Genomic DNA, 26760 nt, shown 5'->3' with positions numbered 1-26760 from the left:
ATGGAACTGACCCTCAATGCACCGGCTACGGCGACAGCCAATGGCCCGCTGCGACGCCTGTCGAACCTGCTGTACCGCAAGCCGACCCTGTACCTGTCGCTGCTGCTGGTACCACCGCTGCTGTGGTTCGGCGCAATCTACCTGGGCTCGTTGCTGACCTTGCTGTGGCAGGGTTTCTACACCTTCGACGACTTCACCATGATGGTGACCTCGGACTTTACCTGGTCCAACTTCACCTCGCTGTTCAACCCGGCCAACTTCGACATCATCCAGCGCACGGTGCTGATGGCCGTGGCGGTATCCGTCGCCAGCGGCGCGGTGGCCTTCCCCATCGCCTACTACATGGCACGCTACACCCACGGCAAGACCAAGGCGTTTTTCTACATCGCCGTGATGCTGCCGATGTGGGCCAGCTATATCGTCAAGACCTACGCCTGGACCCTACTGCTGGCCAAGGGCGGCGTGGCGATGTGGTTCATCCAGCACCTGGGCCTGGAACCTGTACTGAACCTGCTACTGGGCCTGCCGGGGCTGGGGGGCAATACCCTGTCCACCTCCAGCTTCGGGCGCTTCTTGGTGTTCGTGTACATCTGGCTGCCGTTCATGATCCTGCCGATCCAGGCCTCGCTCGAACGCCTGCCGCCTTCGTTGCTGCAAGCCTCGGCCGACCTGGGGGCACACCCGCAGCAGACCTTCTTCCAGGTCATCCTGCCGTTGTCGGTGCCTGGCATCGCCGCCGGTTCGATCTTCACCTTCAGCCTCACCCTGGGCGACTTCATCGTGCCACAACTGGTGGGTCCACCCGGGTTCTTCATCGGCAACATGGTGTACGCCCAGCAAGGCGCGATCGGCAACATGCCGATGGCGGCCGCCTTCACCCTGGTACCGATCGTGCTGATCGCCGTCTACCTGTCCATCGTCAAACGCCTGGGGGCCTTCGATGCACTCTGACTCCTCAACCCACGGCCAGGCTTCCTGGGGGCTGAAAGCCGCCGCCTGGGGCGGACTGGTGTTCCTGCACTTCCCGATCCTGATCATCTTCCTGTACGCCTTCAACACCGAGGACGCCGCCTTCAGCTTCCCGCCCAAGGGCTTCACCCTGCACTGGTTCAGCGTGGCGTTCGCGCGCCAGGACGTACTCGATGCCATCGTGCTGTCGGTAAAGGTCGCCGGCATCGCCACGCTGATCGCCATGGTGCTGGGCACCCTGGCCTCGGTGGCGCTGTACAGGCGCGACTTCTTCGGCAAGGAAGGCATCTCGCTGATGCTGATCCTGCCGATTGCCTTGCCCGGCATCATCACCGGTATCGCCCTGCTGTCGGCGTTCAAGTCACTGGGCATCGAGCCGGGCATGCTGACCATCGTCATCGGCCATGCCACTTTCTGCGTGGTGATCGTCTACAACAACGTCATCGCTCGCCTGCGGCGGACCTCCCAGAGCCTGATCGAAGCCTCGATGGACCTGGGCGCCGATGGCTGGCAGACCTTCCGCCACGTGATCCTGCCCAACCTTGGCTCGGCCTTGCTGGCCGGCGGCATGCTGGCGTTCGCCCTGTCATTCGACGAAATCATCGTCACCACCTTCACCGCCGGCCATGAGCGAACCTTGCCAATCTGGCTGCTGAACCAACTGGGCCGCCCCCGCGACGTCCCCGTAACCAACGTGGTCGCCATGCTGGTGATGCTCGTGACGATGCTGCCGATCCTGGGCGCCTATTACCTGACCAAAGGTGGCGAAGGCGTGGCGGGCAGCGGCAAGTAGCCGCGCCGTGGCACGCGCTTGAACACGACACCGACCGAATGTGCTCTACGCTCCCGAACTGGAGGTTCCACCGATGCAAACCAACCTGTTGATCAACGGCCAACTGGTCGCCGGCAAAGGCGAAACGCTTGCCATCCTCAATCCGTCACTCGGCACCACTCTGATCGAGATCGCTGAGGCCACGCCTGCCCAGGTCGATGCCGCCGTTCAGGCTGCCGATACCGCCTTCGACAGCTGGTCGCAGACCGCGCCGAAGGACCGCTCGCTCCTGCTGTTGAAGCTGGCCGACGCCATCGATGCCAACGCAGCGGAACTGGCACGCCTGGAATCGAACAACTGCGGCAAGCCCTACAGCGCCGCGCTGAACGACGAACTGCCAGCCGTGGCCGACGTGTTCCGCTTCTTCGCAGGTGCCAGCCGTTGCCTGCAAGGTTCGGCCGCTGGCGAATACCTGCCGGGCCATACCTCGATGATCCGCCGTGACCCGGTGGGCGTGGTTGCGTCGATCGCCCCGTGGAACTACCCACTGATGATGGCGGCCTGGAAACTCGCCCCAGCCCTGGCCGCCGGCAACACCGTGGTACTCAAGCCGTCCGAGCAGACCCCGCTGACTGCCCTGCGCCTGGCTGAGCTGATTGCCGGCATTTTCCCGGCTGGCGTGGTGAACATAGTCTTCGGCCGTGGCCCAAGCGTCGGTGAGCCCCTGACCGCCCACCCGAAAGTGCGCATGGTCTCGTTGACCGGCTCGGTGGCCACCGGCAGCCGCATCATTGCCGGCACCGCTGACACGGTGAAGCGCATGCACATGGAATTGGGCGGCAAGGCCCCGGTGATCATCTTCGACGACGCCGATATCGACGCCGCCGTGGAAGGCATCCGCACCTTCGGCTTCTACAACGCCGGGCAAGACTGCACCGCGGCTTGCCGCATCTATGCACAGAAAGGCATCTACGCCAAGTTCGTGCAGAAGCTCGGCGAAGCCGTTGCCAGCATTCGCTATGGCGAGCAGGACGACCCGGACACCGAATTGGGGCCATTGATCACCCAGCAGCATCTGGAGCGCGTCGCCGGTTTCGTCGAGCGTGCCCGGCAGTTGCCGCACATCGAAGTGGTTACCGGTGGCAAGCGCGCCGAACGTGCAGGCTTCTTCTTCGAACCGACCGTACTGGCCGGCGCCCTTCAGGATGACGAAGTGGTGCGTCGCGAGATCTTCGGCCCGGTGGTATCGGTCACCGAGTTCGACGACGAGGCACAGGCCCTGGCCTGGGCCAACGACTCCGATTATGGCCTGGCCTCCTCGGTGTGGACCGCCGATGTCGGTCGCGCCCACCGACTGGCGGCGCGCCTGCAGTACGGCTGCACCTGGGTCAACACCCACTTCATGCTGGTCAGCGAGATGCCGCATGGCGGCGTGAAGCTGTCCGGCTATGGCAAGGACATGTCGATGTATGGCCTCGAGGACTACACGGCCATCCGTCATGTAATGTTCAAGCACTGACCACGGCTTGAAAAACAAGGCCCCGGCGAGCACCACCCTGCGACCGGGGCCTTGCTTCGACTGCCTTACTGAGTGAAGTCGATCACCATGCGACCAGTGATCTTGCCTTGCTCCATTTCATCGAAGATCTCGTTGATCTCTTCGATGCGGCGCAGGGCGACCTTCGGCACCACTTTGCCTTGCGCGGCGAATTCGAAGGCCTCGTGCAGGTCCTGGCGAGTGCCGACCAGCGAGCCGACCACTTCGATACCGTCCAGTACCAGGCGGGGAATGTTGAGGTCCATGCTGGCGGTCGGCAAACCGACCGCCACCAGTCGCCCGCCCGCGCGCAACGCGTCCACCGCTGAGTTGAACGCCGCCTTCGCCACGGCCGTCACCACGGCCGCATGAGCCCCCCCGGTTTTCTCCTGGATGATCTTCGCGGCGTCTTCCTTGAGGGAGTTGATCGTCAGGTCCGCTCCCATTTCCCGTGCGAACGCCAGCTGGTCATCGTTGATGTCCACCGCAATGACCCTGGCATTGAAGACGTTCTTGGCGTACTGAAGGGCCAGGTTGCCCAGGCCGCCGAGGCCGTAGATGGCAATCCACTGTCCGGGGCGAATGTTGGAAATCTTCACTGCCTTGTAGGTGGTGACGCCAGCACAGGTGACGCTGCTTGCAGCAGCGGAGTCCAGCCCATCGGGCACCTTGACCGCGTAATCGGCCACCACGATGCACTCTTCGGCCATGCCGCCATCGACGGTGTAGCCGGCGTTCTTCACCTCGCGGCACAGGGTTTCGTTACCGCTGTTGCAGTATTCGCAATGACCACATCCCTGGTAGAACCAGGCGACACTGGCCCGGTCGCCTATTTTCAGCGAGGTGACACCCGGACCAACTTCCTTGACCACGCCGATGCCCTCATGACCCAGCACGACACCGGTCTTGTCACCGAAATCGGCGTTCTTCACGTGCAGGTCGGTATGGCAGACGCCACAGCACTCCATCGCCAGGAGCGCTTCACCGTGCTTCAACGGTCGCAGGGTTTTCTCGACCACTTCCACACGTTGCCCTTTTGCAACGACAGCAGCTTTCATACTCGCCTCCTTGTATTCCCACATGAGCTTGAGTGATCGCTCGGTCGGCTAGCCAACGAGCGTTGCCGGGCTTGCCGGCGGGTTACATCCAGCCCAGCCACGACCAATAGGTCCCGGCAAAGACCAACAACAGCACATAGCCGATCACACTGACCCAGATGCCAACCCGCGCGAACTGCCTGGGGGTGAAGGTATCGGTGCCCAGGCAGACCATGTTCTGCGGGGCGTTGATCGGCAGAATGAAACCGAAGCTGACGGCAAAACCGAGCAGCATGGTCATGCCAACCCGGCTGAAATCGCCGGGCAGCGTCTGCAGGACTGCAATGAGAATGGGCAGGAATGCCGACGTCAGCGCGGTGGCACTGGCAAAGCCCAGGTGAATCAGAATCAGGAATGCACTGAGGATCGCGAACACGCCCAACGAGCCGACCTGGTCCAGCCCGGTGCGCTCGACCACCTGCGCGCCCAGCCACTGCCCTGCTTGGGTGCTGAGCAGGGCAGTACCCAGGCTGATGCCGACGCCGAACACGATCACCGTGCCCCACGGAATGCGCGCCTGCACATCCTTCCAGGTCATCACGCCAAAGCGCGGCAGCAACAGCACCACCAAGCCGACATAGGTGGTGGTCGTGGTATCGAACGGGTGCAGGCGCCCTTCCGTGGCCCAGGCCAGTAACAACAGCAGCGAGACCAGGCCCAGACGCTTCTGCGCGCCAGTCATGGGCCCTAGTTGCGTCAGGCTTTGGTTGACCCCCTCCATGCCGCCCGGCACCTTGTCGCTTTCCGGGGGCAGCAGTTTCAGGACCAGCACCACCAGCACCAGCGACATGATCACCGCCCACGGCGCGCCGGCCATCAGCCAGTCGATCCAAGACACCCGCTGCCCGAGCATCTTGTCCATGAAGCCCACCGTCAGCAGGTTCTGGGCCGCGGCGGTCTGGATCCCGATGTTCCAGATGCTGGTGCCCTGGGCGACGATGATCATGATGCCTGCGGCGATGTTCGAACGTGCCGAAACCCCAAATGCCGCGATCACCCCCATCATGATCGGCACCACGCAGGCGCTGCGCGCGGTGGCGCTGGGCACCACCAGGCTCAACAGCACGATCACCGCCATCGATCCCAGCAGCACACGCTGGGTGCTGGCGCCGACCTTGCTCAGCGTGACCAGGGCGATGCGCTTGTCCAGCCCAGTGTGGGTCATCGCGGCAGCAATGAACAAAGCACCGACCACCAGCGCCAGCGCCGGGTTAGCAAAGCCGCTGAGCGCCATCGATACACCCGCCGACGACCCGTAGGTCACCGCGGGGTCTTGCAACGTGGGCGCAGTGCCCAACAGCACCGCCATGAGCGAGGTGATCATGATGGCGCTGGCTTCATAGGACACCGCTTCGGTGACCCAGACGATGACCGCGAACAACAGAATCGCCAGCATCCGCTGCCCGGCCACTGGCAGGGTGGCCGGCAGAGGCAGCAGCAAGACCACCACCAGTGCGATCACAGCGGCAACCAATCCGACGGGGAAACGGATGGCTTGCGGGGGCGTCTGCTGCAGAGGATGGTCCGTCATCGCGCTCTCACGGGCAGGGTTGGAAAAGCCAGTCTAGTCAGTACTTGGCTGCAAAACCCTGTTGCAGGTCAGTAACCGTCGCAAAAACTGTTTTTTATGCCCGTCAGTCGCATGAACGAATCTTCATGTTGGCCATGAAGGCACTGACACCGGGGGCGAGCGGCATATCCAGGCCCGTGCGGTGCATCCGGTACCTTGAGGCTCCCGGCGACCTTGCGTAGCATCGCCCGCCCATCGCGGGGCAGGTCGGCGCTGGCAGGGACACCGCTCGTCAGCGGCTGCGCCGAACCTGCCCAAGCCTGCCTGCCCCGCGATCTTGCGTATTGCCCGAGACCCGACAGCCGAGCCCATGCCCCAGCCCATACCCCTGAAGGACCACGAAAAGGAAAAGCACCTGGTCAACCGTCGGCTGCTGGCCTGCGCCGCCCTGGTCTGCAGCCTGGTGGCCGTGCTGGTGGGACGGCTGTATGTGCTGCAGGTGGTACAGCACGACCAGCAGACCGCTGTTTCGGAAAACAACCGTGTGCATGTGCTGCCCATCGCCCCCGAGCGCGGACTGATCTACGACCGCAATGGCGTGGTGCTGGCCGACAACAAGCCCAGCTTCGACCTGACCATGACCCGTGAACGGGCCGGCGATACGGCCAAGGTTCTCGATACCCTGGCCCAGGTCCTGAGCCTGTCCGAAGATGATCGCAAGCAGTTCGACAAGGACCTTCGTCGAGGCCGCAAGCCTTTCGAACCGGTGACCCTGATGGTGGGGTTGAGCGAGGAGCAGATCGCCCTCGTGGCGGTCAACCAATTCCGCCTGCCGGGCCTTGAGGTCGAGCCACAGTTCATCCGCGAATACCCCCTGGCCGAGCACTTCGCCCATTCGGTGGGCTATGTCGGGCGCATCAACGAAAAGGAAGCCAAGACCCTCGACAGCACTGAATACCGGGGCACCCAGTCGATCGGCAAGACGGGTATCGAGCACTTCTACGAAAGCCAGCTGCATGGCCACGTCGGGTACGAAGAGGTCGAAACCAATGCCCAGGGCCGTGTGATGCGAGTGCTCAATCACCAGGACCCGATTCCCGGCAAGGACATCGTCCTGAGCCTCGATGCGCACCTACAGTTGGCTGCGGAGAAAGCCCTGGGCGACCGACGTGGCGCCGTGGTAGTGCTGGACCCGGCCAATGGCGACGTGCTGGCGATGGTCAGCAACCCCAGCTTCGACCCTAACCTGTTCGTCAAGGGCATCAGTTTCAAGCAATACGCAGCCCTGCGCGACTCGATCGACCGCCCGCTGTTCAACCGCGTGCTGCGCGGTCTCTACGCGCCGGGCTCGACGGTCAAGCCGGAAGTCGCCATCGCCGGTCTCGACAGTGGTGTGATCACCCCCGGCAGCCGAGTGTTCGACCCCGGCTACTACGAGTTGCCCAACTACGATCACAAGTACCGCAACTGGAACCACAGCGGCGATGGCTGGGTGGACATGTACACCGCCATCATGCGTTCCAACGACACCTACTTCTACGACTTGGCACACAAACTCGGCATCGACCGGCTGCACGACTACATGAGTGAGTTCGGCCTGGGTCAGAAGGTGTCGCTGGACATGTTCGAGGAAGCGGCCGGCCTGATGCCGTCGCAGCAATGGAAACGTGCGACTCGCCGCCAGGCCTGGTTCCCCGGCGAGACATTGATTCTCGGGATTGGCCAGGGCTACATGCAGGTCACACCGCTGCAACTGGCCCAGGCCACCAGCCTGCTGGCCAGTAAAGGTGTATGGCACCGTCCGCACCTGGCCATGACCGTGGGCGGTGAAGCACCGGTGGACCCGAACCCGATGCCGAACATCGTGCTGCACGACCGCCATGCCTGGGACCAGGTGAACCAGGGCATGCAGATGGTCATGCACGACCCACGAGGTATCGCCCGCGCGGCGGCGGCTGGGGCGCAGTACCGGATTGCAGGCAAGAGCGGCACCGCGCAGGTGGTGGCGATCAAGCAAGGCGAGCGCTACAACCGTGACAAAACCCTGGAACGCCACCGCGACAACGCCCTGTTCGTCGGCTTCGCTCCGGCTGACCATCCAAGCGTGGTGGTGGCGGTAATGATCGAGAACGGCGAGGCCGGAGGCCGGGTGGCGGGGCCCGTGGTGCGCGAAGTGATGGATGCGTACCTGCTGGATGACCAGGGGCATTTGAAGCCGCAGTATGCCGGGACGCCGGTGGCCAAACAGGTCCCTCATACCTGACTACCCGGGGCAACCATCGACCTGAACGCCTGTACCGCCTTTCGAAACGGGCTGGTACAGGCCACGGGAATGTCAGGTCCGATCACCCCCACGGTCATCCCCGACGTCATGATTCACCCCATCATCCGCCCCCTGCCCCACGCCGTGGGGCCCACCCACATCATGGTTGGCTTCGTGATTCGCTTCGTGATTGGCCTCGTGGTTGGCCTCATGGCTGGCACCATCATCTGCCCCGTTGCGACCGCTCTCACCACGGCCCGAGCCGGCATTGCCGCCGTCGCCACCGTGTCCGCTGCCACTGCCGCCATGGCCACCGCCTGAGCCTCCGCCACCACCATGCCCTCCACCACCGCCACCGTGGCCGCCTCCGCCGCCTCCGCCGCCTCCATGGCCTCCACCGCCTCCACCGCCTCCACCGCCTCCACCGTGGCCTCCACCTCCACCGCCGCCACCGTCTTTCGCATAAGCAGTGGATACGCCACCGAGCGAGTCCGGCACCCACACCGCCGATGCCGACAGCAAGCCGCCGATGGCCAACGCCAACAAGCATTTTTTAAGCATTGATGAGCCTCCGCCAGGAGTTGCACCGGGCAACTCAAGAATTGCGTCCCCCCATAGGGCGACTTGCCGACCAGCACGGCCTTCCTGCGTAGCGAACGAACGAGATCCATCAGGGCCTGCCGGGGAATATTGCAGAATGTTACTTATGCCTTGAGCGTAGATTCAGCGTGCCGCTTGTCATCAACCGGCCATCAGAATCCTCAAGCACCGTCGCTTCGCCGCCATTCACTACCCAGGAAGCTCACGCCCTTTTCCCTCAGCAACTCCACCATCGAGCTTGCCGCCGGTGGCAAATACCCTTGAGCGCGCACCGATACCGCAACGGTTCGCCGCATCGTGGTCTCCTCCAGCGGCACCTCGCGCAAACCCGAACGGCCCAGACCGTGCTCCAGCGTTTCCCGCGCCACGAAACTCAGCAGACGGGTGCGGGCGATCAGCCGGGGTAGAAGCGAAATCGAATTGGTCTCGATCTGTACCTGCGGGGAAGGCAATTGCTGGGCCATGAACACGTTGTCGATCCAGCGCCGAGCCGTGACCGTGGGGCCACCCAACACCCAGCGATAGCGGCACAGGTCCTTCAAGGTGATGGGGCCGGCAAACACCGGATGGTCCTCGCTGGCCACGACCACTGCTTCGTCTTCAACGATCGGGTAGGTGGTGAACTGCGGGTCGTCGGCGATCTGCGGCGAGATGATCACATCCAGCTGGCCAGAGCGCAGCGACTCCTTGAGCACATCGTCCTGAGCGATGGACAGTTTCAGCGTCAGCTCCGGCGCCCGCTCAAGCAGGACCGCCGTCAGGTTCGGCAACAGATGATCGGCCATGCTCGCGGCGCAGCCAAGGCGAATGTTGCCCACCAGCCCGCTGGCGAAATCGCGCACTTCACGCTCGGTTTGCGCGATGTTCATCTGCAATTGCTTGCCACGGGCCAACAGCAGCTTGCCGACTTCGGTCAGTTTGATCCGCCGCCCATCCCGCTGGAACAGGCGCGTGCCCAACGACTCTTCAAGACGCTGGATGCTCTTGCTCAGCGCGGGCTGGCTGCGATTGAGCTGTTCGGCAGCCCGGCCCAGATGCCCGAGTTCGGCGATGGTTTCGAAATACGTCAGGTCGCGAAGGTCCATGATTCATGAATTTCAGTTATGGATTCATCAAAAGTAGAAAATAGACTTGATCGGTTGCCCCGTCGATACTTTTCCCCGCACACCGCGTTATCGCTGCACAAGGAGTCTCGACCTTGCAGACCTCTGCCTCCGGCAACCCCAAGACCTTCGTCAAATGGTTCGCGCTACTGATAGGCGCCGGTGCCTTCGGCCAGTTGTTGCATACCCTGTCCGTACCGGCAGGCTTGTTCCTCGGCCCCATGCTGGTGGCCATCGTGTTCGGTATAGGCGGTGCGCGCCTGTCTCTACATCGTCAGGCGTTTCGTTTCGGCCAAGGTTGCGTCGGCCTGCTGGTGGCGCACGCGGTGAGCTGGTCGGTATTGATCTCGATGGCGCAGTCCTGGCACCTGATGCTGGTCGCCACCTTCATCACCGTGGCCCTGAGCGCCTTGGTGGGCCTGGGCACGGTGCGCTTTGGCGGCATTCCCGGCAGTACCGCTGCCTGGGGCACCGCTCCTGGCGCTGCGTCGGCGATGGTGTCGATGGCTGAGGAAAACGGCGCAGATGGCCGCGTAGTGGCCACCATGCAGTATGTGCGCGTGGTGTGCGTGGTGATGATCGGCTCGCTGGTCAGCCACCTGCTGGGCGCCACGCCGGGGCCTGGCGCGGCGGCGAACGCCCCTGCGATCAGCGAGGCACCGCATCTGCTCAATAGCCTGCTCAGTGTTGGCGTGGTGGTGGTCGGCATTGCCGCCGGCAACCGAATGCCCGCGGGGGCTCTGCTGATGCCATTATTGCTCGGTAGTGCGCTGCAGCTGAGCGGGTTGCTGACGATCACCCTGCCCGAACCCTTGCTGGCCGTGGCGTATGGCGCCATTGGCTGCTACATCGGCCTGCGCTTCGACCGGCAGACCGTGCGCTACGTGTGGACACACCTGCCGACCATGATAGCTGGAGCCTTGGTGCTGATCGTGCTGTGCGCTGCCTGCGCCTGGCTGATGGCCAAGGCGATGGGCAGCGACTTCCTGTCGATGTACCTGGCCACCAGCCCCGGTGGGCTGGATGCCATGGCGATCATCGCGGTTGAGACCCATGCCGATGTCGGCCTGGTGCTGGCCATGCAGACCTTGCGTTTGTTCGGAGTGATTCTCACCGGCGCCTACTGCGCGCGGCAGATCATACGGCTTACCCAGGCGCCCCGTCCTTAGGGTCTGTATGAAACGTCTTGAGACGAAGGTCAGGCAAGGCGAAAACAGCCGAGGAAGCGGAGTTTACGGCTTGTAAATGAGCATTCCGAGGCTGTTTTCAACGCAGCGTCACCGAGTATCAAAGCTTTACGTACAGAGCCTAGAGCCCACCCGCCGCCAAGGCCTGCCAGTCTTGCCGGTCAGCCTTTCAATGCCGCCTCGATGGCAGCCACATCGATCTTGCCCATGGTCATCATCGCCTCGAACGCTCGCTTGGCCGCTGCGGGATCAGGGTGACTGAAGGACTCGAGCAACACTCTGGGCGTGATCTGCCATGACACCCCCCACTTATCCTTGCACCAACCACACACGCTTTCCAGGCCGCCGTTGCCCACGATGGCGTTCCAGAAACGGTCGGTTTCGGCTTGGTCTTCGGTACAGACCTGGAACGAAAACGCCTCGGTCTGCTTGAACGCCGTGCCCCCATTGATGCCTACGCAGGGTAAGCCCATGACGATGAATTCCACAGTGATCACGTCGCCGACCTTGCCCGAGGGGAAGTCAGCCGGCGCCTTGTGCACGGCGACTACCCGACTATCGGGGAAAACACTGGCATAGAAGTTCGCCGCTGCTTGCGCATCCTTGTCGAACCAGAGGCAGAGGGTGTTCTTGGCAGTCATGGCCATGCTCCAGGAGCGTTGAAGGAACCATCAGTCTAGCGCCTTGGCTCGCGTGCATCCCTGCAACATTCTGCAGACATTTCCGACATTAGGCAGTGAACCTGCCTACAAAAATGCGGTCATTCCCTGACGGTCAAACCAGCGACCGGTTCACCGGCCTATTCACCGGGCCATTTTCTGTCCAGTTCCAGCGAAGACCCAACATGCCTGATTCCCGCCCCTCTGCCCCTGTCCTCCCTGCCCTGCGCGGCAGCCTGATCGCCGCGCTGGTGGCCCTCGTCGTTCCGGTGCATGCTGAAGAACCCGCCAGCGATGCGCGCTGGGTCAGTGACAGCCTGACCACCTACGTGCGCAGTGGCCCTACCGATGGCCACCGCATCGTCGGCAACCTCAAGTCCGGACAAAAGGTCACGCTCATTGGCAGCCAGGGTAACTACAGTCAGGTACGCGGGCAGAATGGCGACTTGGTGTGGATCCTCAGCACCGACTTGCAGTCGGTGCCAGGCCAGAGCGAACGCCTGCCGCAACTCGATGCCCAGGTGGCGGAGTTGTCCGGTCAGCTGAAAACCATCGACGACAGCTGGAAGAACCGCGTGCAGGGTATGCAGGAAACCCTCGACTCACGCAAGAAACTGATCGATGAGCTGGAGGCGCGCAACAAGGCGCTCAGTGAACAGCTCGACCAGAGCCAGTCCAGCTTGCGCGACACCCAGGCGCGCCTGGGCGACGAGAACAAGCAGGTGATGATGCGCTACATGGTTTATGGCGGTAGCATCGCTGGCGCAGGTTTGCTGGCCGGGCTGATCCTGCCGTCGCTGACCCGAGGCCGCAAGAAGAACGACCGCTGGTTCTAGGGGCTGTGGGAAAAGGCTTGGGACGAAGGTCAGGCAAGGCTGTTTTCAACGCAGCATCACCGAGTATCAAGGCTTTTCGTACACAGCCTAAGGGCGTGTGGGCAGCCCTGCCACAGTGCGGGCCTGCCCCAGGCTTGCACCGCTGAACAGAAAGTCGATCAGCACCCGCACCCGCAAGGGCATGTGCCGCGCCTGCGGGTAGATCAACATGAACGGCCGTGAAGTGCCGCCAAAATCACGCAACACTTCCACCAGCTCGCCACGCTCCAGAGCATCCTGTACCGTGAAGCGATAGGCCTGCATCAAGCCCGCGCCATGGCGTACCAGCGTGGCGGTGGCCAGGAAGTCGCCCTGGCAGGTGAACGATCCGTGGGTCTCCAGCTCCAGCTGCCGACCGTCCTGGCGAAAGCTCCAGGGCGGACGGCGGCCGCTGCTGGGGAGCTCGAACTGGATGCATTCATGCCGCAGCAGGTCTTCGGGCACCTGTGGCACGCCGGCCCGTGCCAAGTAGCCGGGCGTTGCCACCACCACCAGCTCGGCATCTTCCAGCCGCCTTGCCACCAGCCGCGAATCCGCGGGCTCACGACCGCGAATGGCGAGATCGAACGGCTCGTCGGCGAAATCGACATTGCGATTGCTGACGTGCACATCGATTTGCACCTGCGGGTACAGCTCACGAAAGCGCGGCAGCAGCGGCAGCAGACGGTGATGGGCATAGGGTGTCGGGGCGCTGATGCGCAGCCGGCCACTGGGCTCGAGCTGCCCACCGGCGACCTGGCGCTCGGCCTCGACCAGCTGCCCCAGTGCCTGGCGGCATTGCTGGTAATACGCCAGGCCGGCCTCAGACAGGCGCATATGGCGGGTGGTACGCACGAACAACCGCACCCCCAGACGCTCCTCCAGGCGGGCCACGCTGCGACTCACCGCTGCTGGGGTAACGCCGGCCTCGTTAGCGGCCGCCGTGAAACTACCGGTGTCGGCGGCAAGGCAGAACAGCTCCAGGCTACCCAGTTGCAGGTCATCGAAATGGCGGGTCATGGCGACTCTATTGATTACATGAAGTATCGATTGAAATGGCCTGCGGACCTTTTTTCAAGTCCGCAATGGCGCCTTCAGTCGCCCGGTCACCGAAACCCAGCCGCCAGCGGAGTGAGTATCGGGCCTCTTCAAGCACATCGGCAATGAGCCAGTCTACTGCCGCAACCGCTCCAACGCCTCCAGCACATACCCCGTGGCCCGGTCGTGCTCCCCTTCCCGGCAGGCAATACCCAACTGCCGCCACAACCCCGGTCGCAACGGGCGCCGGGCAACCCTGGGGTCGAACTCTGCCGCTGCGCCCTCCTGAGGCAGCAATGTCGCGCCATACCCCGCGCCCACCAGGCTCTTGATCGCATCGTTGTAGTTCAGTTCGATGCGCGGTACCGGGTACAACCCGGCCGCCGCGAACCACTCGGCGGTCACCCGTGACAGCTGGGTGCTGTTGTCATTGAGGATCAATGCGCGCTGCCCCAGCCAGGCTGGTGTCACCTTGGCCGGAGGCTGCCAGTCACTGGGCACGAAGGCCATGATCGGGTCACGCCGCCAGGGTGTGACCCTCAGCCCTTTGCCCGCCACCTGCGGCAATGCCACCAGGCCAATATCCAGCGTGCCGTCACGCAGCCGTGTCAGCGAAGCCTGGGAGGTCAGCACCTGTACCTGCACATCGACCCCTGGATGCGTCTGGCGCAGGTGCTCCAATGCCTGGGGCAGCAGGTGGGCGATGGCGCCGGTCGAGGCTCCCAGTCGCACGCGCCCCGTCAGGCCCTCGACCTGCCGGCGCACCTCGTCCAGCGCCAGGTCGGCATCGGCCAGCAGGCGGCGGGCACGCACCAGCAGGGTTTCGCCGAGGGCGGTAGGCCGAACCTGGCTGCGGTTGCGCAGCAGCAGCGCAGCCCCGACCCGTGCCTCCAGTTCCGCTACATGGAGACTGATGGTCGCAGGCGCCAGGTTGAGCTGTCGGGCCGCTTCGGCGAACGACCCCATATCGGCGATCACCACCAAGGTACGAAGGCGATCCAGGCTGATTTCTCGCATGGTGTTAATTCAGAATTTATGAATACAAGCATCATGATATTCAAATTTTCTTTAGTCCAGCGACGCGCGAGCATAGGCCATCCCTCCGCCACCGGAACTCGACCATGCACACGCCACTTGTCTTCATCGACGGCGACCAAGGCACCACTGGCCTGCACATTCACGCCCGCTTGCAAGGCCGCGACGACCTGCGCCTGATTACCCTCCCCGAGGCTGACCGAAAGCACCCACAACGCCGCGCAGAGGCCATCAACAATGCCGACATCGCCCTGCTCTGCCTGCCCGACGACGCCGCCCGCGAAGCCGTTGCAGCGCTGCGCAACCCGGCCGTACGCGTGATCGACGCCAGCTCCGCCCACCGCACAACCCCCGGCTGGGTCTATGGTTTGCCAGAGCTGGATGAGCAGCAGGCCGAGCGCATCGCCCAAGCCAAACGCGTCAGTAACCCTGGCTGCTACCCCACCGGCGCCATCGCCCTGTTGCGCCCGCTGATCAAGGCCGGGCTACTACCAGCCGACTACCCCCTGAGCATTCATGCAATTTCCGGGTACTCCGGCGGTGGCCGATCAGCGGTCGAGCGCTACGAACAGGCGTCAGCAGACAGCCCCCCTGCCCTGCAACTCTATGGACTGGAACTGGCGCACAAACACGTGCCGGAGATCCAGCAACATGCCGGGCTGTCGCAACGGCCGATGTTCCTGCCAGGTTATGGCGCCTATCGCCAGGGCATCGTGCTGAGCATTGCCGTGCAGTTGCGCCTGCTGCCAGGCAACGTCCGCGCCGAACAGCTGCAGGCCTGCCTGGAGCAGCATTACCAGGGCGCGCGCCATGTCCAGGTGATGCCACTGCACCAGCACGGGCCAGCGGCAGCGCTCGACCCTGAAGCCCTGAACGACAGCAACGACCTGCGACTGGCGCTGTATGCCAACCCCGCGCATGGCCAGGTGCTGCTGACGGCGGTGTTCGACAACCTGGGCAAAGGTGCATCGGGCGCGGCCGTGCAGAACCTGGACCTGATGCTGGCGGCGCTGCGGGCCTGAGCCTGCTCGGCAAAAACGGGTAGACTGTGGGTCCTGCGCCAGCGTGGCGCAGCCTAAGCCCTTGCCAGCCGGAGCCCGTCCACCGATGTTCATCCTGAGCCGCCTCGACAGCGTGCCGCCCGAGTCCTTCCAGAACCAGATTCGCCAACTGGTGATCGAAAACGTCGGCGACCTGAGCAGCGTCGCCATCCGCGTCGAGAATCCGCTGTACCCGTTGTATCAGTACGGCGTTGGCATGGAGGTACACCAGTATCTCCAGGCCCTGGACGGCACGCGTGGGCTGCGGGTGACACTGACCCTCGCCCTGGACGCCGATGCACCGGACCAACTGCTCGGGTTCGCCCTGGCGTTACCGGCCCAGGACAACGACCAGGCCTGCGCGCTGACCTTTCTTGCGGTACGGCCAAGCCACCGCCGCCAGGGCATCGCCCGTGCCCTGCTGACGGACCTCAAGACGCGCTACGCCTGCGTCGAGCTCAACGCCTTCGCCGGCCAGGTACCGTGGTTCGAAAGCATGGGAATGCAAGTGGTGGCCGCCAATGGGCCGCAGGTATTGATGAGCAGCACCGGTCACGCCAGCGGCGCGCTGATTGGCCGACTGGATATCGCGCCGATCTACCAGACCACGGAAGTGCACCAGATCCATACCTACCTGCTCAACCAGCAAGGCGAGGACGCCATGATCGACGCTGAACAGCAGCGTGATGAATGGCTGGATGAACTGACGGTGCAAGCTGCGGGGTGTGTCAGGCAGCGCAAGACCGTGCATTGATCGCGCGAGCGCGGATCGCGGCAGCCGCGCAACGTCCGCCGCACGGCAAGGGGGGGGCTGTCAGATCCCGTCCACAGCCAGCATTTGCTTGAGCACATCCGCCAGCGCCTTGACCATCACATCTGCTGTCGGGCGATGCAGGATCACGATTTCATAACTGTCCACCTCCGGCAGCCCTTGCGCCAGCCCGAGGGTGCGATGCTCACCGGTCGCGGCCCGTGGTGGCAGCAGGCTGATGCCCATCCCATCGGCCACCGCGGCCTGGATCCCGCTCAGGCTCGAACTCGTGAAGCTGATGCGCCAGCGCCGCCCCATGCCCTCGATGGCGCTGATCATGTCATCGCGATACAGCCCGCGCGGAGGAAACGTGACCAAGGGTACCGGGTCGAGCTCGAACGATGGCAGGCGCACGCTGTCGATCCACTGCAACCGCTCCGGCCAGCACGCCACCCCTTCGCGGCTGTTGCGCCGCTGCTTGAGCAACACCAAGTCCAGTTCACCGTTGTCATAGGACTGGCTGAGGTCGCGACACAGCCCACTGGTGACCTCCAGCTTGACCTGCGGGTGCTGGCGACTGAACGCCGACAACGCATGGGTGGTGCGTCCGCCGACGAAGTCCTCCGGCACGCCAAGGCGTACGGTCACGCCGACCATGGCACCGGCCAAGGCTTCGAGCATCTGGTCGTTCAACGCCAGCATGTGGCGGGCATAACCGAGCAGGGTCTGACCGGCATCGGTGGGCAGCACGTCACGATTGCCACGCACCAGCAGGCGGTGGCCAACCATTTCTTCCAGGCGGCGAACCTTCTGGCTGATGGTCGACTGTGTCGAGTGCAAGCGTGCCGCAGCCGTGGTGAAGCTGCCGCAGTCGGCCACCACGACAATGGCTCGGAGCAAGTCGAGGTCGAAGAGGGTTCTATTCGATTTAGCGCTGATGGACATCTGGGTATTCAACTTCTGAATGGCACCCCTGCGTTCTATCACGCCTGCCCCGCCCGTGCAAAAACCAACCTCGACATTAACTGCGCTAAAGTGACGGTTTTTTCCACACACTGCCGCCAGGAGGCCTGGTGAAAGCCCTGAACAAACGTGAACTGGCGCGTATGGAGCGCGAACTGATCGCCTGCCTGACCGAAGCCTGCGAAACCGCCAAGGCCGAAATTGTCGGTTTCGCCTGGCTCACCCATCGCCTGGATCCCGATGCATTCCCCGGCAGCCTGCGTATTACCTGGGTATTCGACCGCGAAGCGGACAAGGACGCAGCCCTGGGCAGCCCTCAGAAGGCGCGTATGCTGGCACTGACAGCCCAGGCGCTCGACGAAGCCGGCATTCGTCTGGACCATGTGGCCTGGCACGTGCGTTTCGACAGCGAAGAGGCCTGCGCCCGTCGCCATGGCGGTGACTGGAACCGACGCCTGCAGGAGCGCTGACAGGCAGGCCGAGTGACGTGAGCGGCAGCCAATTCGTGACTGGCCGTTCCCGATCCGCGACGGATGTATTATCGTGGCGAGGTGCGCATATCACAGCAGCCCGAGTAGATCGGGCATCTGCAAGACAATCGAGGGTGTCATGAGTAACGAGAGCATTAACTGGGACAAGCTGGGTTTCGACTACATCAAGACCGACAAGCGCTACCTGTCCGTGTGGCGCAACGGCGAGTGGGACAAAGGCACCCTGACCGAAGACAATGTGCTGCACATCAGTGAAGGCTCCACCGCCCTGCACTATGGCCAGCAGTGCTTCGAAGGCCTGAAGGCCTATCGTTGCAAGGACGGCTCGATCAACCTGTTCCGCCCCGACCAGAACGCCGCACGCATGCAGCGCAGCTGCGCACGCCTGCTGATGCCGCAAGTGCCGACCGATGTATTCATCGAGGCCTGCAAGCAAGTGGTCAAGGCCAACGAGAAGTTCGTTCCGCCGCACGGCAAAGGTGCCCTGTACCTGCGTCCGTTCGTGATCGGTACCGGTGACAACATCGGCGTGCGCACCGCCCCCGAGTTCATCTTCTCGATCTTCGCCATCCCGGTAGGCTCGTACTTCAAGGGCGGCATGAAGCCGCACAACTTCCAGATTTCCAGCTTCGACCGCGCAGCCCCGCAAGGCACCGGTGCGGCCAAGGTCGGCGGCAACTACGCAGCCAGCCTGCTGCCGGGCGCCGAAGCCAAGAAGGCGCACTTCGCCGACGCCATCTACCTGGACCCACTGACCCACTCGAAGATCGAGGAAGTCGGTTCGGCCAACTTCTTTGGCATCACCGCCGACAACGAATTCGTCACCCCGAAATCGGCCTCGGTACTGCCGGGTATCACCCGCCTGTCGCTGATGGAACTGGCGCAATCGCGCCTGGGCCTGACCGTGGTCGAAGGCGATGTCGAGATCAACAATCTCGGCCGCTTCGTCGAAGCCGGTGCCTGCGGTACCGCTGCCGTGATCACCCCGATCGGTGGTATCGAATACAACGGCAAGCTGCATGTATTCCATGACCTGGAAAAAGTCGGCCCCGTTACCCAGAAGCTCTACAACGAGCTGACCGGCATCCAGAGCGGTGACGTCGAAGCGCCAGCGGGCTGGATCGTCAAGGTCGCCTGATAGCCCACGCGCCAGTCAAAAGGGGCATGCCTTTGTGGGTGTGCCCCTTTTTCATATGAGGTTCAGCGGGTCATTCGGGTCGTCCACGGCATCCAGGTAGGCGAGGATGTCGTTGTAGGTCATGGCTGGCGTCACGGGCTCGACGGGCGCCAACTCAGCGGGTGCCTGGGCAAGCGGTTCGGTTCGGGCGTTCTGCGCATGGGCATGCCAACGCGCCAATGCGGCCATGAGATGAGGTGTGCCAGCATGCTCGCCATAGATATCGGCTGCACTGATAGGAGCATGGTTCAAGGTCGCCAGGCGCTCGCGAGTGACACTGATACGGCTCAACTCCTGCTCCACCTGCTTTTGGCTTGGCTCATGGGTGCGCGCGTAATGGTCACCGCCAGCCAGACGTGCTCGGCGCCTGACCAACTGTTCGCTGATAGACTTCAAGGCCTCTTCGACCAGCTGTATTTCTCGTCGGGTGACCGCAGGTGCCCGATCGGCCAGTGCTTGCTGGTGGCGGCGCAACACTGCCCAGCAGGCCGGTAGGTAACCGGCCGTCATGGCGTGATCCGCAACACTGATCGAGCGAAGCTCCGGCAAACCATCGACCTTGCGCAGGTAGCGACTGCACAGGGCCTGATCGGTGATGGTATCGCAGCCCGGGCTCCACAGAATGGCCGACGATGTGTGCGGCGTCAGCGCGATCGGCATGAAATGGCGCAGGCTGCCGTGATGTTCGTAATGTTCGCCCTCCTGGTTGACCAGGCCTGTGCGCAGGATTTTCATGCCAAGCAAGGCATCGATCTGCATCACCAAGGCGCCTTGGGCCATGACGTCGTAGCGCGGGTTCATCCAGGGGAGCGGGGCGTTGGGGATGACGTCGTCATGGTTGACGATGCGGTGGTGGATGAGGTCGGCAGCGTTGCGGGTGAAGGTGACGTCACCGGCGCGGGGGGCGCCGTAGGTGTAGAGTTGGATGGCAAACTCTTTGGAAGTGCGGCGCAGCATTTCGGCCAGGATCAAGGCAACTGCTCCGCCAAGACTGTGGCCGCAGATGATGAGATTCTTTGAATAGTCGAACTGATCAAGGTACGACATCGCGAAATCAAAGGCCTTGAGTGCTGACTCATAAAAACCACGATGGACGCGACCTTCTCCTTGCTCGAAGGGCACTTGGAGTGCATCAACATCCCGAAGAAAGTCCGCTGCTTCGTTTGTTCCGCGTACTGCAATCAGAGCATATTCAGATGTGTGAGTGATGAAGGCCTGGGTGTCCGTTGCATCGCTGAGACCTCTGTCATCCAAAAAATGCAAGCGCGCCGGATTTTGTTGGTCGTTTCCCAGGCTTGGGTCGTTCACTGGATACAGAGCGGGGTCAAACGGCACGATTTCCAGACGTCTGGAATAGGCCACCTCTTCGAGTATTGGGTACATGGGTTCCGATTGCTCTGGGTCGACACGCCAGATTTCATTGAACGTGTTCAACGCACTCCCGAACCAGTTACCACTGGTGGGTATGAACGGAAAGCTGACCGTAGAAGCCAGCACGGGGTGCTCGTCCGGGTCCTGTCCAAATGGGTTGTAGCTGAGCGTCGCCATCAACGCCAACTGATACAAGTTCAGCGCACAGAACTCGGCGTTCGCCGATAGCAGCGGTCGCAATGCCCGGAGCGGACGCACTTCAAGCACCGTGCAAGCATCCGGCATAAGGCAAATACCGCTATTTCCATGCTCCCCCATGATGGCATTCAAGGAGGTTCGAGGTGGAAAACCACGGTCAACGAGCGGTGGTAAATGGCAGGCATAACGAACCAGCTCACTGGTTTCTACCTGATAGTAATGGTCCGCCGCTGCTTGCGCAGGATTACTTGAAGTTCTGGATCCATCGGCATTTGCGTACTGCGTTTTCTCTGCGCGCACTTGGAGATCAGTAATTTTCAAGGGATAGGATTTACGTCGCTGAAGGTCGCTATAAAGCTCTTCCGAGCCGACATATTCGCTCTCGAACCGCAACGATATAGCACCGTGATGATTCGTCACCCTGCCGCATCCTTTGACATCTAGCGCACCACTGTACGTAACCCCTTCACTGTCTACCGCTTCATAATACAAGCCCGCATAAGGCTCACCCGCCCCCTGTTCATCCACCAATTGAAATGTTGTTTCACGACCGCGATGCGGACATGTTAGCGCTTGATCATTCAGCGAAGCTGAAATCCTCTCAGCACCATCAGTCTTCAGCTCCATCTATCATTCCTCACAACCTGGGTAAATTGTGCAACGTCTACCATCCGGCATCGTAAATTCGCTGAAATCGGTGTAATTTCCATGGCAGTACCCTTGAAGGTCATCAGGCCCATCCCCTGCACATCGTTTCCAACCATTTGGAAACTTCACCCATGTATCCCCCCAAGACGGACGCTCTTCACCGCCCACTCGAATATTCATCCGCACCGTTTTCCCAGGTAGCTGATCGAGCGTATACGCCGCAAAGGGATGGCCCAAACCACGCTCTCCGCGCTCATTGTCTTTTCTGCATGCCAGCAATTTGCGTATCACCCGATCCCTCCCCATCGTCCTGAACATCCATCGACAAACTCCAAAGAAAACATCTTCGTTCGCCTCATTGAATTCACGATGGTACTTTTCCTCCAACACTTCATAGATCCCGATATTTGCCGGATCTCCAGTGAATTGGTGGAATTCACTTCCATACTTTGCACGTATCTTCAACTCCAGATGCCGCACCACCATCGGGCAGCCCTTGACCATCTTGCGAATTTCGATGGTCGTCACGGGGAGGTAGTTTTTCCGCCAGTCCTTATTGATCGACACCCCACGAAACCCTCCAGCGTCGCACGTGGGGTCCGATTCGTGCCTGTACCACGCCACGCCGTGATAGGAAAAGTTCGGCGGCAACTCACCTATCAACGTAAAGGTATTGGTCTTGTCATCACCGCAACCAGCCAGTAGCGCCACAACGCCAAGCCCTAGAATAGGTTTTCCTGCCCTGGCAGTATTAACGCCCAACTTCATCCATCACTCCTCACAACCTGGGTAAATTGTGCAACGCCTACCATCAGGCATGGTAAATTCGCTGAAATCGGTGTGATTTCCGTTGCAGTACCCTCTAACATCCTCAGGCCCCCTTCCCTTACATCGTTTCCAACCATTTGGAAACTTAACCCATGTATCTCCCCAAGACGGACTCTCTTCACCGCCCACTCGAATATTCATCCGCACCGTTTTCCCTGGTAGCTGATCGAGCGTATACGCCGCAAAGGGATGGCCCAAACCACGCTCTCCGCGCTCATTGTCTTTTCTGCATGCCAGCAATTTGCGTATCACCCGATCCCTCCCCATCGTCCTGAACATCCATTGACAAACTCCATAGAAAACATCTTCATTCGCCTCATTGAATTCACGATGGTACTTTTCCTCCAACACTTCATAGATCCCGATATTTGCCGGATCCCCGGTGAATTGGTGAAATTCACTTCCATACTTTGCGCGTATCTTCAACTCCAGATGGCGCACCACCATCGGGCAGCCCTTGACCACCTTGCGAATTTCGATGGTCGTCACGGGGAGGTAGTTTTTCCGCCAGTCCTTATTGATCGACACCCCACGAAACCCTCCAGCGTCGCACGTGGGGTCCGATTCGTGCCTGTACCACGCCACGCCGTGATAGGAAAAGTTCGGCGGCAACTCACCTATCAACGTAAAGGTATTGGTCTTGTCATCACCGCAACCAGCCAGTAGCGCCACAACGCCAAGCCCTAGAATATGTTTTCCTGCCCTGGCAGTATTGACGCCCAACTTCATCCATCACTCCTCACAACCTGGGTAAATTGTGCAACGCCTACCATCAGGCATGGTAAATTCGCTGAAATCGGTGTAATTTCCGTTGCAGTACCCCCTAACATCCTCAGGCCCCCTTCCCTTACATCGTTTCCAACCATTTGGAAACTTAACCCATGTATCTCCCCAAGACGGACGCTCTTCACCACCCACTCGAATATTCATCCGCACCGTTTTCCCTGGTAGCTGATCGAGCGTATACGCCGCAAAGGGATGGCCCAAACCACGTTCTCCGCGCTCATTGTCTTTTCTGCATGCCAGCAACTTGCGTATCACCCGATCCCTCCCCATCGTCCTGAACATCCACTCACACACCCCAAAGAAAACATCTTCGTTCGTCTCATTGAATTCACGATGGTACTTTTCCTCCAACACTTCATAGATCCCGATATTTGCCGGATCCCCAGTTATTTCATAAATCGTATCTCCATACTTTGCACGTATCTTCAACTCCAAATGCCGCACCACCATCGGGCAACCCTTGACCACCTTGCGAATTTCGATGGTCGTCACGGGGAGGTAGTTTTTCCGCCAGTCCTTATTGATCGACACTCCACGAAACCCTCCGGCGTCGCACGTGGGGTCGGATTCGTGCCTGTACCACGCCACGCCGTGATAGGAAAAATTCGGCGGCAACTCACCTATCAACGTAAAGGTATTGGTCTTGTCATCACCGCAACCAGCCAGTAGCGCCATGCCGCCAAGCCAGCACAACTGTTTAATCATCCGTTGAGCACTCATGCTCCCTGACCTCTCGTTTCGTCAGCCCACCGTGCGATAGCGCAACCGGTGCAGATGCATCTGCGGACTTTCCCCAGCCTGTGGCCCCCACTCCTCTGGCAACACCAACCCCGGCATACTCAGGCTCTGCACCAGCAAGAACTCGCGTTGCTGCGGCGTCTCCCAGCCCCAGGCGCGGGCACGCGCCAGTTGCGTACGCAACCAATCAGGGTGACCAGGGGGTTCGAACACCTTCAGGTAGGCCGCGAAGTGGTGGGCCAGGAGGAATCGATGTGCATTGGCCAGCAACACCGCTTCGCTGCCTGAGCCGTGCGCCAGCCAAACAGGCGCTGTCGGCAAGGGATGATCACCGGGCAACGGGTTGTCGACCTGCGCCCACCGCTGCCCGTCCCAGTAGCAGATGCTGATGGCCTGCCCCAGGTAGGCAGGCAGGGCAGCCGAGGGCAACCGCTGCAAGGCCGCCGCCAGAATGCGGTTGTCATGGAAGCGGTACAGCGCCTGCTGCGGTCGCTGGCCGATCAACAGCCGCGCCCGCCAATGCGCAGCCCAGGCGGCCAGCGCATCGGGGGCCAGGCTGGCCAGCCAGCCCCAATGCCGTTGTGGCTGATCCAGCAGCGCCTGAACGGTCTTCGCCTCGGGCTCGCCAATCAAGAAGCAACTCGGCCCCAGGGTCGCCATGTGCGCCACTTCGGTCTGGGCATAAAACGCACACCAGCGCTCGCTCGGCAGGCACGCCAGCAGGGACGTGCGCTCGTCGAAGCCGCTGTCCAGCACCAAGGCAATCTCGCGACCGCAGGCGCGCTGCTGCGCCATCCAGGCCCGAGGCGATACCGCGCTCATTGCACACCTCCCAACGCCGCCACGCCTTCGCGGCAGCCCTCGCAAACCGGGCAATAGGCCGCTCCGAGTAACCGGCTCTGCTGCATCAACGCCGCTTGCGTCGGCGCCATGCTCGCCGGCAATGCCCCCGGTACCTGTACGCCACCCCCCTGCCCTGGCGACAAGGGGTTGGCGACGAGACTGGCAGCCGGCACGCCACCAAGCTGAACGGGACTGCTGGCGAAGATCCCGGCGCCATTGATGACCAGGTGCTGACCTGCGACTCTCAGGGTGATACTCGCCCCACCCTCCACGACCACCTCACGCTCCGCCGACAGCTGCATTTGCTGACCGGCATGCTGGGCGAGCACGGTGCCGACCCGGACCTGACGACCCAGGTCGACGGTCAGGTGATCGCTGGAGCGCAGCAGGACACGGCGGTCGCCGCCGACCGTGCACCCTGCCTCGGCCTCCAGCGTGACGTGGCTGTCGCCCTTGACCAGCACCTGCTGGCGGTTGCCGACCTCCAGCAGGCTGTCATGCTCGACCCATTGCTCGAAATCGCGCTGTGCGCGCAGGTACAGCAATTCGTTGCCGTCGCGGTCATCCATGGCCAACTCGTTGTAGCCACCGCTGCCTCCCAGGCTGCGACTGCGCAAGACGGTACGGGCCTTGGCGTCCGGCAGCGCATACGGTGAAGGGTGCAGGCTGTCGGGCAGACACCCGCTGACCACTGGTTGGTCCGGGTCGCCATCGAGAAAGCTCACCACCACTTCCATACCGACCCGCGGCAAGCACACCACACCATGACGATCACCGGCCCAACTCGACATCACCCGCAGCCAGCAGCTGCTGTGTTCGTTGCCCTGGCCTTCACGGTCCCAGTAAAACTGCACCTTGACCCGTCCCAGTTCGTCGCAGTACACCTCCTCGCCCTTGGGCCCGGTCACCCGCGCGGCCTGGCAACCAGGCATGCGCGGCGGGGGACGGGTCATGGCCGGACGGTAGATGACGTCCCAGGGCGTGGCAGTGAAGTGATTGGCATAGCGCGGCGCTTCGCTGACGGCCCCCTCCTGGCCACCGTTCTCCTCCAATACCTGTGGCTGACGCCCCTCATGGCGTAGGCTGGTCAGCAGCCACAGGTCGTTGAAGTCAGCGCGGGGGTGGCCCGTCAGGCTCATCAAGTGGCCACTGACCAGGAGAGGTTCATCACTGTCGCCCTGGGCCTGGCGGTGGTCGACCCGGCAACGCTCCAGGGCACGCTTGCTCATCGTGCTGCCACGGCGCTGCTCCAACGTCTGGCGCAGGCCGCCCGGGTAGGCGTAAAACTCGATATCCGGCGCACGTAGCCCGGTATTGCTACGGCTGGCATAGGCCAGCGGCGCAGCGGCCTTGCGAAAGTCATGGTCGCGCAGTTCCACGCGGCTTACCGTGGTCTGCACCGCCACACTGAATGCCTGGATGACCGGCCAGTCGGGTTGCAGCCCGGCGGGCGGCACGAACGGGACCGCGGTGGCCAGTTTCGGGAAATAGGACTGGTGATCGGCGAACACCACCCGATGCCCCTGCGGCGAATGGACGAAGTGGTAATGAATGCCCTCTTCCTGGCACAACCGCTCGACGAAGGCCAGGTCGCTCTCTGCGTATTGCACGCAGTAATCGCGGGGCGGTGATGGCTCGGCGAGGTGAAAATGGTAGGCGTCGGACAGTATGCCGTGCTCTTCGAGCAGGCGGGCGACCACCTGAGCAACCGTGCGGCCCTGGAAGATGCGGTGGTTGCGACGCAGTCCCAGGCGGGCCATTTGCGGCTCTAGCCTGGCGTGGTAGTGGGTCAGGCGCTTGCCGCTGGCACCCTGACGCAAGCGCGAAATCACGCCATGCACACCGCTGCCCCGTGTGTCGAAGGCGAGAAACGCCTGCTGGTTGAGCAGTGTTTCCAACGGCAGGTCGGCGCGCTCGCTGACCAGTTCGATATCGAAAGAGAACAGGCTGCTGATGCCTTCGCCGCCGCTGAAGGCCAGCACGCGCATGTCATCGGGCAACCTGTCCGCAAGAAAGCGAATTGCCCCGTAGCCATATGACTTGAACATCCGATGTCCTTTGATGTGGGTTGGACCAATGCCTGTCAATCGGCAAAGACCGGAACCTACCAAGAACATCCGCGAATATATGTAGGACGCTTCACTACTGAATGTAGGATTGATCTAAATCCGCCCAACAACCGGCTTGGCGCAGAGGCGGCGGCTCGGCCAACGCTTGCTACCCGGTGGCAGATGAATTTTTCTTAAATTCCGGGCAGTCTATTCTTTGGCACAATCCAGTCTCCATTCGCCGCCCAGGAACC

Annotated in this window: 24 protein-coding genes; 11 read left to right on the top strand and 13 right to left on the bottom strand. The window is 62.0% G+C overall.

The window, feature by feature from the left end:
• The 3 genes from VXM67_RS12025 (at position 1) to VXM67_RS12015 (ending at position 3260) form a co-directional block, all read left to right on the top strand.
• Positions 1 to 951, top strand: a complete 951-nt coding sequence (locus VXM67_RS12025) for an ABC transporter permease (RefSeq protein WP_027907162.1) — start codon at positions 1 to 3, stop codon at positions 949 to 951.
• Positions 941 to 1762 carry an ABC transporter permease gene (locus tag VXM67_RS12020; protein WP_023380144.1) on the top strand — a complete coding sequence of 274 codons (822 nt, stop codon included), beginning with the start codon at positions 941 to 943 and terminating at the stop codon, positions 1760 to 1762. Before VXM67_RS12025 ends, VXM67_RS12020 begins: the two co-directional genes overlap by 11 nt.
• 73 nt (positions 1763 to 1835) lie before the next feature.
• The gene (locus VXM67_RS12015) at positions 1836 to 3260 is read left to right on the top strand and encodes a gamma-aminobutyraldehyde dehydrogenase (protein ID WP_023380143.1); all 1425 of its coding nucleotides are present in this window, start codon (positions 1836 to 1838) and stop codon (positions 3258 to 3260) included.
• Between the two features lie 65 nt (positions 3261 to 3325).
• On the opposite strand, the gene adhP is transcribed toward VXM67_RS12015, so the two are convergent.
• Both adhP and VXM67_RS12005 read right to left on the bottom strand, forming a co-directional pair.
• Positions 3326 to 4336, bottom strand: a complete 1011-nt coding sequence (gene adhP, locus VXM67_RS12010) for an alcohol dehydrogenase AdhP (RefSeq protein WP_023380142.1) — start codon at positions 4334 to 4336, stop codon at positions 3326 to 3328.
• A gap of 82 nt (positions 4337 to 4418) precedes the next feature.
• Positions 4419 to 5906 (bottom strand): DASS family sodium-coupled anion symporter, encoded by a 1488-nt coding sequence (locus VXM67_RS12005; RefSeq protein WP_049818743.1) that lies wholly within the window; start codon positions 5904 to 5906, stop codon positions 4419 to 4421.
• 349 nt (positions 5907 to 6255) lie between these two features.
• Between VXM67_RS12005 and mrdA the strand changes: the two genes are divergently transcribed.
• Together mrdA and VXM67_RS11995 are read left to right on the top strand one after the other, a co-directional pair.
• Entirely contained in the window at positions 6256 to 8148 is a 1893-nt protein-coding gene (gene mrdA / locus VXM67_RS12000; protein WP_023380140.1) for a penicillin-binding protein 2, read from the top strand.
• 69 nt (positions 8149 to 8217) lie between these two features.
• Entirely contained in the window at positions 8218 to 8469 is a 252-nt protein-coding gene (locus VXM67_RS11995; protein ID WP_104882559.1) for a hypothetical protein, read from the top strand.
• Positions 8470 to 8909: 440 nt separating this feature from the next.
• Here VXM67_RS11995 and VXM67_RS11990 read toward each other — a convergent pair whose 3' ends face one another.
• Entirely contained in the window at positions 8910 to 9833 is a 924-nt protein-coding gene (locus tag VXM67_RS11990; RefSeq protein WP_023380138.1) for a LysR substrate-binding domain-containing protein, read from the bottom strand.
• Between the two features lie 113 nt (positions 9834 to 9946).
• Here VXM67_RS11990 and VXM67_RS11985 point away from each other — a divergent pair, with 113 nt between their 5' ends.
• On the top strand, positions 9947 to 11020 hold the full coding sequence (locus tag VXM67_RS11985) for an AbrB family transcriptional regulator (protein ID WP_023380137.1): 1074 nt from the start codon (positions 9947 to 9949) through the stop codon (positions 11018 to 11020).
• 179 nt (positions 11021 to 11199) lie between these two features.
• On the opposite strand, the gene VXM67_RS11980 is transcribed toward VXM67_RS11985, so the two are convergent.
• Positions 11200 to 11679 (bottom strand): VOC family protein, encoded by a 480-nt coding sequence (locus VXM67_RS11980; RefSeq protein WP_023380136.1) that lies wholly within the window; start codon positions 11677 to 11679, stop codon positions 11200 to 11202.
• A 203-nt stretch (positions 11680 to 11882) separates the two neighbouring features.
• On the opposite strand from VXM67_RS11980, the gene VXM67_RS11975 reads away from it, so the two are divergent.
• Complete coding sequence (locus VXM67_RS11975) at positions 11883 to 12533, top strand: TIGR04211 family SH3 domain-containing protein (RefSeq protein WP_027907159.1); 651 nt, start codon at positions 11883 to 11885, stop codon at positions 12531 to 12533.
• Positions 12534 to 12620: 87 nt separating this feature from the next.
• Here VXM67_RS11975 and VXM67_RS11970 read toward each other — a convergent pair whose 3' ends face one another.
• Together VXM67_RS11970 and VXM67_RS11965 are read right to left on the bottom strand one after the other, a co-directional pair.
• Positions 12621 to 13571, bottom strand: coding sequence for a LysR family transcriptional regulator (locus tag VXM67_RS11970; protein ID WP_023380134.1), 951 nt, complete (start codon positions 13569 to 13571; stop codon positions 12621 to 12623).
• A 153-nt stretch (positions 13572 to 13724) separates the two neighbouring features.
• Complete coding sequence (locus VXM67_RS11965) at positions 13725 to 14606, bottom strand: LysR family transcriptional regulator (RefSeq protein ID WP_023380133.1); 882 nt, start codon at positions 14604 to 14606, stop codon at positions 13725 to 13727.
• A gap of 104 nt (positions 14607 to 14710) precedes the next feature.
• On the opposite strand from VXM67_RS11965, the gene argC reads away from it, so the two are divergent.
• Positions 14711 to 15646, top strand: a complete 936-nt coding sequence (gene argC, locus VXM67_RS11960) for an N-acetyl-gamma-glutamyl-phosphate reductase (protein WP_023380132.1) — start codon at positions 14711 to 14713, stop codon at positions 15644 to 15646.
• 85 nt (positions 15647 to 15731) lie between these two features.
• Positions 15732 to 16418, top strand: a complete 687-nt coding sequence (locus VXM67_RS11955) for a GNAT family N-acetyltransferase (protein ID WP_023380131.1) — start codon at positions 15732 to 15734, stop codon at positions 16416 to 16418.
• A 60-nt stretch (positions 16419 to 16478) separates the two neighbouring features.
• Here the strand turns inward: VXM67_RS11955 and VXM67_RS11950 are convergent, their stop codons facing one another.
• Complete coding sequence (locus VXM67_RS11950) at positions 16479 to 17360, bottom strand: LysR family transcriptional regulator (RefSeq protein ID WP_367237695.1); 882 nt, start codon at positions 17358 to 17360, stop codon at positions 16479 to 16481.
• A gap of 128 nt (positions 17361 to 17488) precedes the next feature.
• Here VXM67_RS11950 and VXM67_RS11945 point away from each other — a divergent pair, with 128 nt between their 5' ends.
• Both VXM67_RS11945 and VXM67_RS11940 read left to right on the top strand, forming a co-directional pair.
• A complete protein-coding gene (locus tag VXM67_RS11945) occupies positions 17489 to 17848 on the top strand; it encodes a hypothetical protein (RefSeq protein ID WP_023380129.1) in 360 nt (119 codons plus the stop codon).
• 139 nt (positions 17849 to 17987) lie between these two features.
• Positions 17988 to 19007, top strand: coding sequence for a branched-chain amino acid aminotransferase (locus tag VXM67_RS11940; RefSeq protein WP_023380128.1), 1020 nt, complete (start codon positions 17988 to 17990; stop codon positions 19005 to 19007).
• A 51-nt stretch (positions 19008 to 19058) separates the two neighbouring features.
• Here the strand turns inward: VXM67_RS11940 and VXM67_RS11935 are convergent, their stop codons facing one another.
• Genes VXM67_RS11935 through VXM67_RS11910 form a run of 6 tightly spaced genes read right to left on the bottom strand, consistent with a single transcriptional unit; the run spans position 19059 to position 26506 of the window.
• Positions 19059 to 21242 (bottom strand): lipase family protein, encoded by a 2184-nt coding sequence (locus tag VXM67_RS11935; protein ID WP_049818742.1) that lies wholly within the window; start codon positions 21240 to 21242, stop codon positions 19059 to 19061.
• 3 nt (positions 21243 to 21245) lie between these two features.
• Positions 21246 to 22031: a hypothetical protein gene (locus tag VXM67_RS11930; RefSeq protein WP_023380125.1), complete on the bottom strand. Its 786-nt coding sequence runs from the start codon at positions 22029 to 22031 to the stop codon at positions 21246 to 21248.
• Between the two features lie 3 nt (positions 22032 to 22034).
• A complete protein-coding gene (locus tag VXM67_RS11925) occupies positions 22035 to 22820 on the bottom strand; it encodes a hypothetical protein (RefSeq protein ID WP_367237694.1) in 786 nt (261 codons plus the stop codon).
• A 3-nt stretch (positions 22821 to 22823) separates the two neighbouring features.
• On the bottom strand, positions 22824 to 23597 hold the full coding sequence (locus tag VXM67_RS11920; RefSeq protein ID WP_367237693.1) for a hypothetical protein: 774 nt from the start codon (positions 23595 to 23597) through the stop codon (positions 22824 to 22826).
• Between the two features lie 21 nt (positions 23598 to 23618).
• Positions 23619 to 24437, bottom strand: coding sequence for a DUF4123 domain-containing protein (locus tag VXM67_RS11915; protein WP_027907824.1), 819 nt, complete (start codon positions 24435 to 24437; stop codon positions 23619 to 23621).
• Entirely contained in the window at positions 24434 to 26506 is a 2073-nt protein-coding gene (locus VXM67_RS11910) for a type VI secretion system tip protein VgrG (RefSeq protein WP_049818819.1), read from the bottom strand. The genes VXM67_RS11915 and VXM67_RS11910 overlap by 4 nt, the downstream gene beginning before the upstream one ends.
• Positions 26507 to 26760 lie beyond the last annotated feature (254 nt).

This window comes from Pseudomonas sp. Rh2 (assembly GCF_040762985.1).
Taxonomy (GTDB): domain Bacteria; phylum Pseudomonadota; class Gammaproteobacteria; order Pseudomonadales; family Pseudomonadaceae; genus Aquipseudomonas; species Aquipseudomonas taiwanensis.
Note: the sequence above shows the minus strand (reverse complement) of the source record. Positions and strands in the feature narration are given on the sequence as shown.

Excerpts from the sequence above, each read along its gene's own strand:
- VXM67_RS11910 (WP_049818819.1), bottom strand. The coding sequence starts at position 26,506 with ATGTTCAAGTCATATGGCTACGGGGCAATTCGCTTTCTTGCGGACAGG.
- VXM67_RS11980 (WP_023380136.1), bottom strand. The coding sequence starts at position 11,679 with ATGACTGCCAAGAACACCCTCTGCCTCTGGTTCGACAAGGATGCGCAA.
- VXM67_RS12005 (WP_049818743.1), bottom strand. The coding sequence starts at position 5,906 with ATGACGGACCATCCTCTGCAGCAGACGCCCCCGCAAGCCATCCGTTTC.
- VXM67_RS11925 (WP_367237694.1), bottom strand. The coding sequence starts at position 22,820 with ATGAAGTTGGGCGTCAATACTGCCAGGGCAGGAAAACATATTCTAGGG.
- argC (WP_023380132.1), top strand. The coding sequence starts at position 14,711 with ATGCACACGCCACTTGTCTTCATCGACGGCGACCAAGGCACCACTGGC.
- VXM67_RS11975 (WP_027907159.1), top strand. The coding sequence starts at position 11,883 with ATGCCTGATTCCCGCCCCTCTGCCCCTGTCCTCCCTGCCCTGCGCGGC.
- VXM67_RS11990 (WP_023380138.1), bottom strand. The coding sequence starts at position 9,833 with ATGGACCTTCGCGACCTGACGTATTTCGAAACCATCGCCGAACTCGGG.
- VXM67_RS11940 (WP_023380128.1), top strand. The coding sequence starts at position 17,988 with ATGAGTAACGAGAGCATTAACTGGGACAAGCTGGGTTTCGACTACATC.
- mrdA (WP_023380140.1), top strand. The coding sequence starts at position 6,256 with ATGCCCCAGCCCATACCCCTGAAGGACCACGAAAAGGAAAAGCACCTG.
- VXM67_RS11965 (WP_023380133.1), bottom strand. The coding sequence starts at position 14,606 with ATGCGAGAAATCAGCCTGGATCGCCTTCGTACCTTGGTGGTGATCGCC.
- VXM67_RS11920 (WP_367237693.1), bottom strand. The coding sequence starts at position 23,597 with ATGAGTGCTCAACGGATGATTAAACAGTTGTGCTGGCTTGGCGGCATG.
- VXM67_RS11935 (WP_049818742.1), bottom strand. The coding sequence starts at position 21,242 with ATGGAGCTGAAGACTGATGGTGCTGAGAGGATTTCAGCTTCGCTGAAT.
- VXM67_RS12025 (WP_027907162.1), top strand. The coding sequence starts at position 1 with ATGGAACTGACCCTCAATGCACCGGCTACGGCGACAGCCAATGGCCCG.
- VXM67_RS11955 (WP_023380131.1), top strand. The coding sequence starts at position 15,732 with ATGTTCATCCTGAGCCGCCTCGACAGCGTGCCGCCCGAGTCCTTCCAG.
- VXM67_RS12015 (WP_023380143.1), top strand. The coding sequence starts at position 1,836 with ATGCAAACCAACCTGTTGATCAACGGCCAACTGGTCGCCGGCAAAGGC.
- VXM67_RS11930 (WP_023380125.1), bottom strand. The coding sequence starts at position 22,031 with ATGAAGTTGGGCGTTAATACTGCCAGGGCAGGAAAACCTATTCTAGGG.
- VXM67_RS11950 (WP_367237695.1), bottom strand. The coding sequence starts at position 17,360 with ATGTCCATCAGCGCTAAATCGAATAGAACCCTCTTCGACCTCGACTTG.
- VXM67_RS11970 (WP_023380134.1), bottom strand. The coding sequence starts at position 13,571 with ATGACCCGCCATTTCGATGACCTGCAACTGGGTAGCCTGGAGCTGTTC.
- VXM67_RS12020 (WP_023380144.1), top strand. The coding sequence starts at position 941 with ATGCACTCTGACTCCTCAACCCACGGCCAGGCTTCCTGGGGGCTGAAA.
- VXM67_RS11995 (WP_104882559.1), top strand. The coding sequence starts at position 8,218 with ATGTCAGGTCCGATCACCCCCACGGTCATCCCCGACGTCATGATTCAC.
- adhP (WP_023380142.1), bottom strand. The coding sequence starts at position 4,336 with ATGAAAGCTGCTGTCGTTGCAAAAGGGCAACGTGTGGAAGTGGTCGAG.
- VXM67_RS11915 (WP_027907824.1), bottom strand. The coding sequence starts at position 24,437 with ATGAGCGCGGTATCGCCTCGGGCCTGGATGGCGCAGCAGCGCGCCTGC.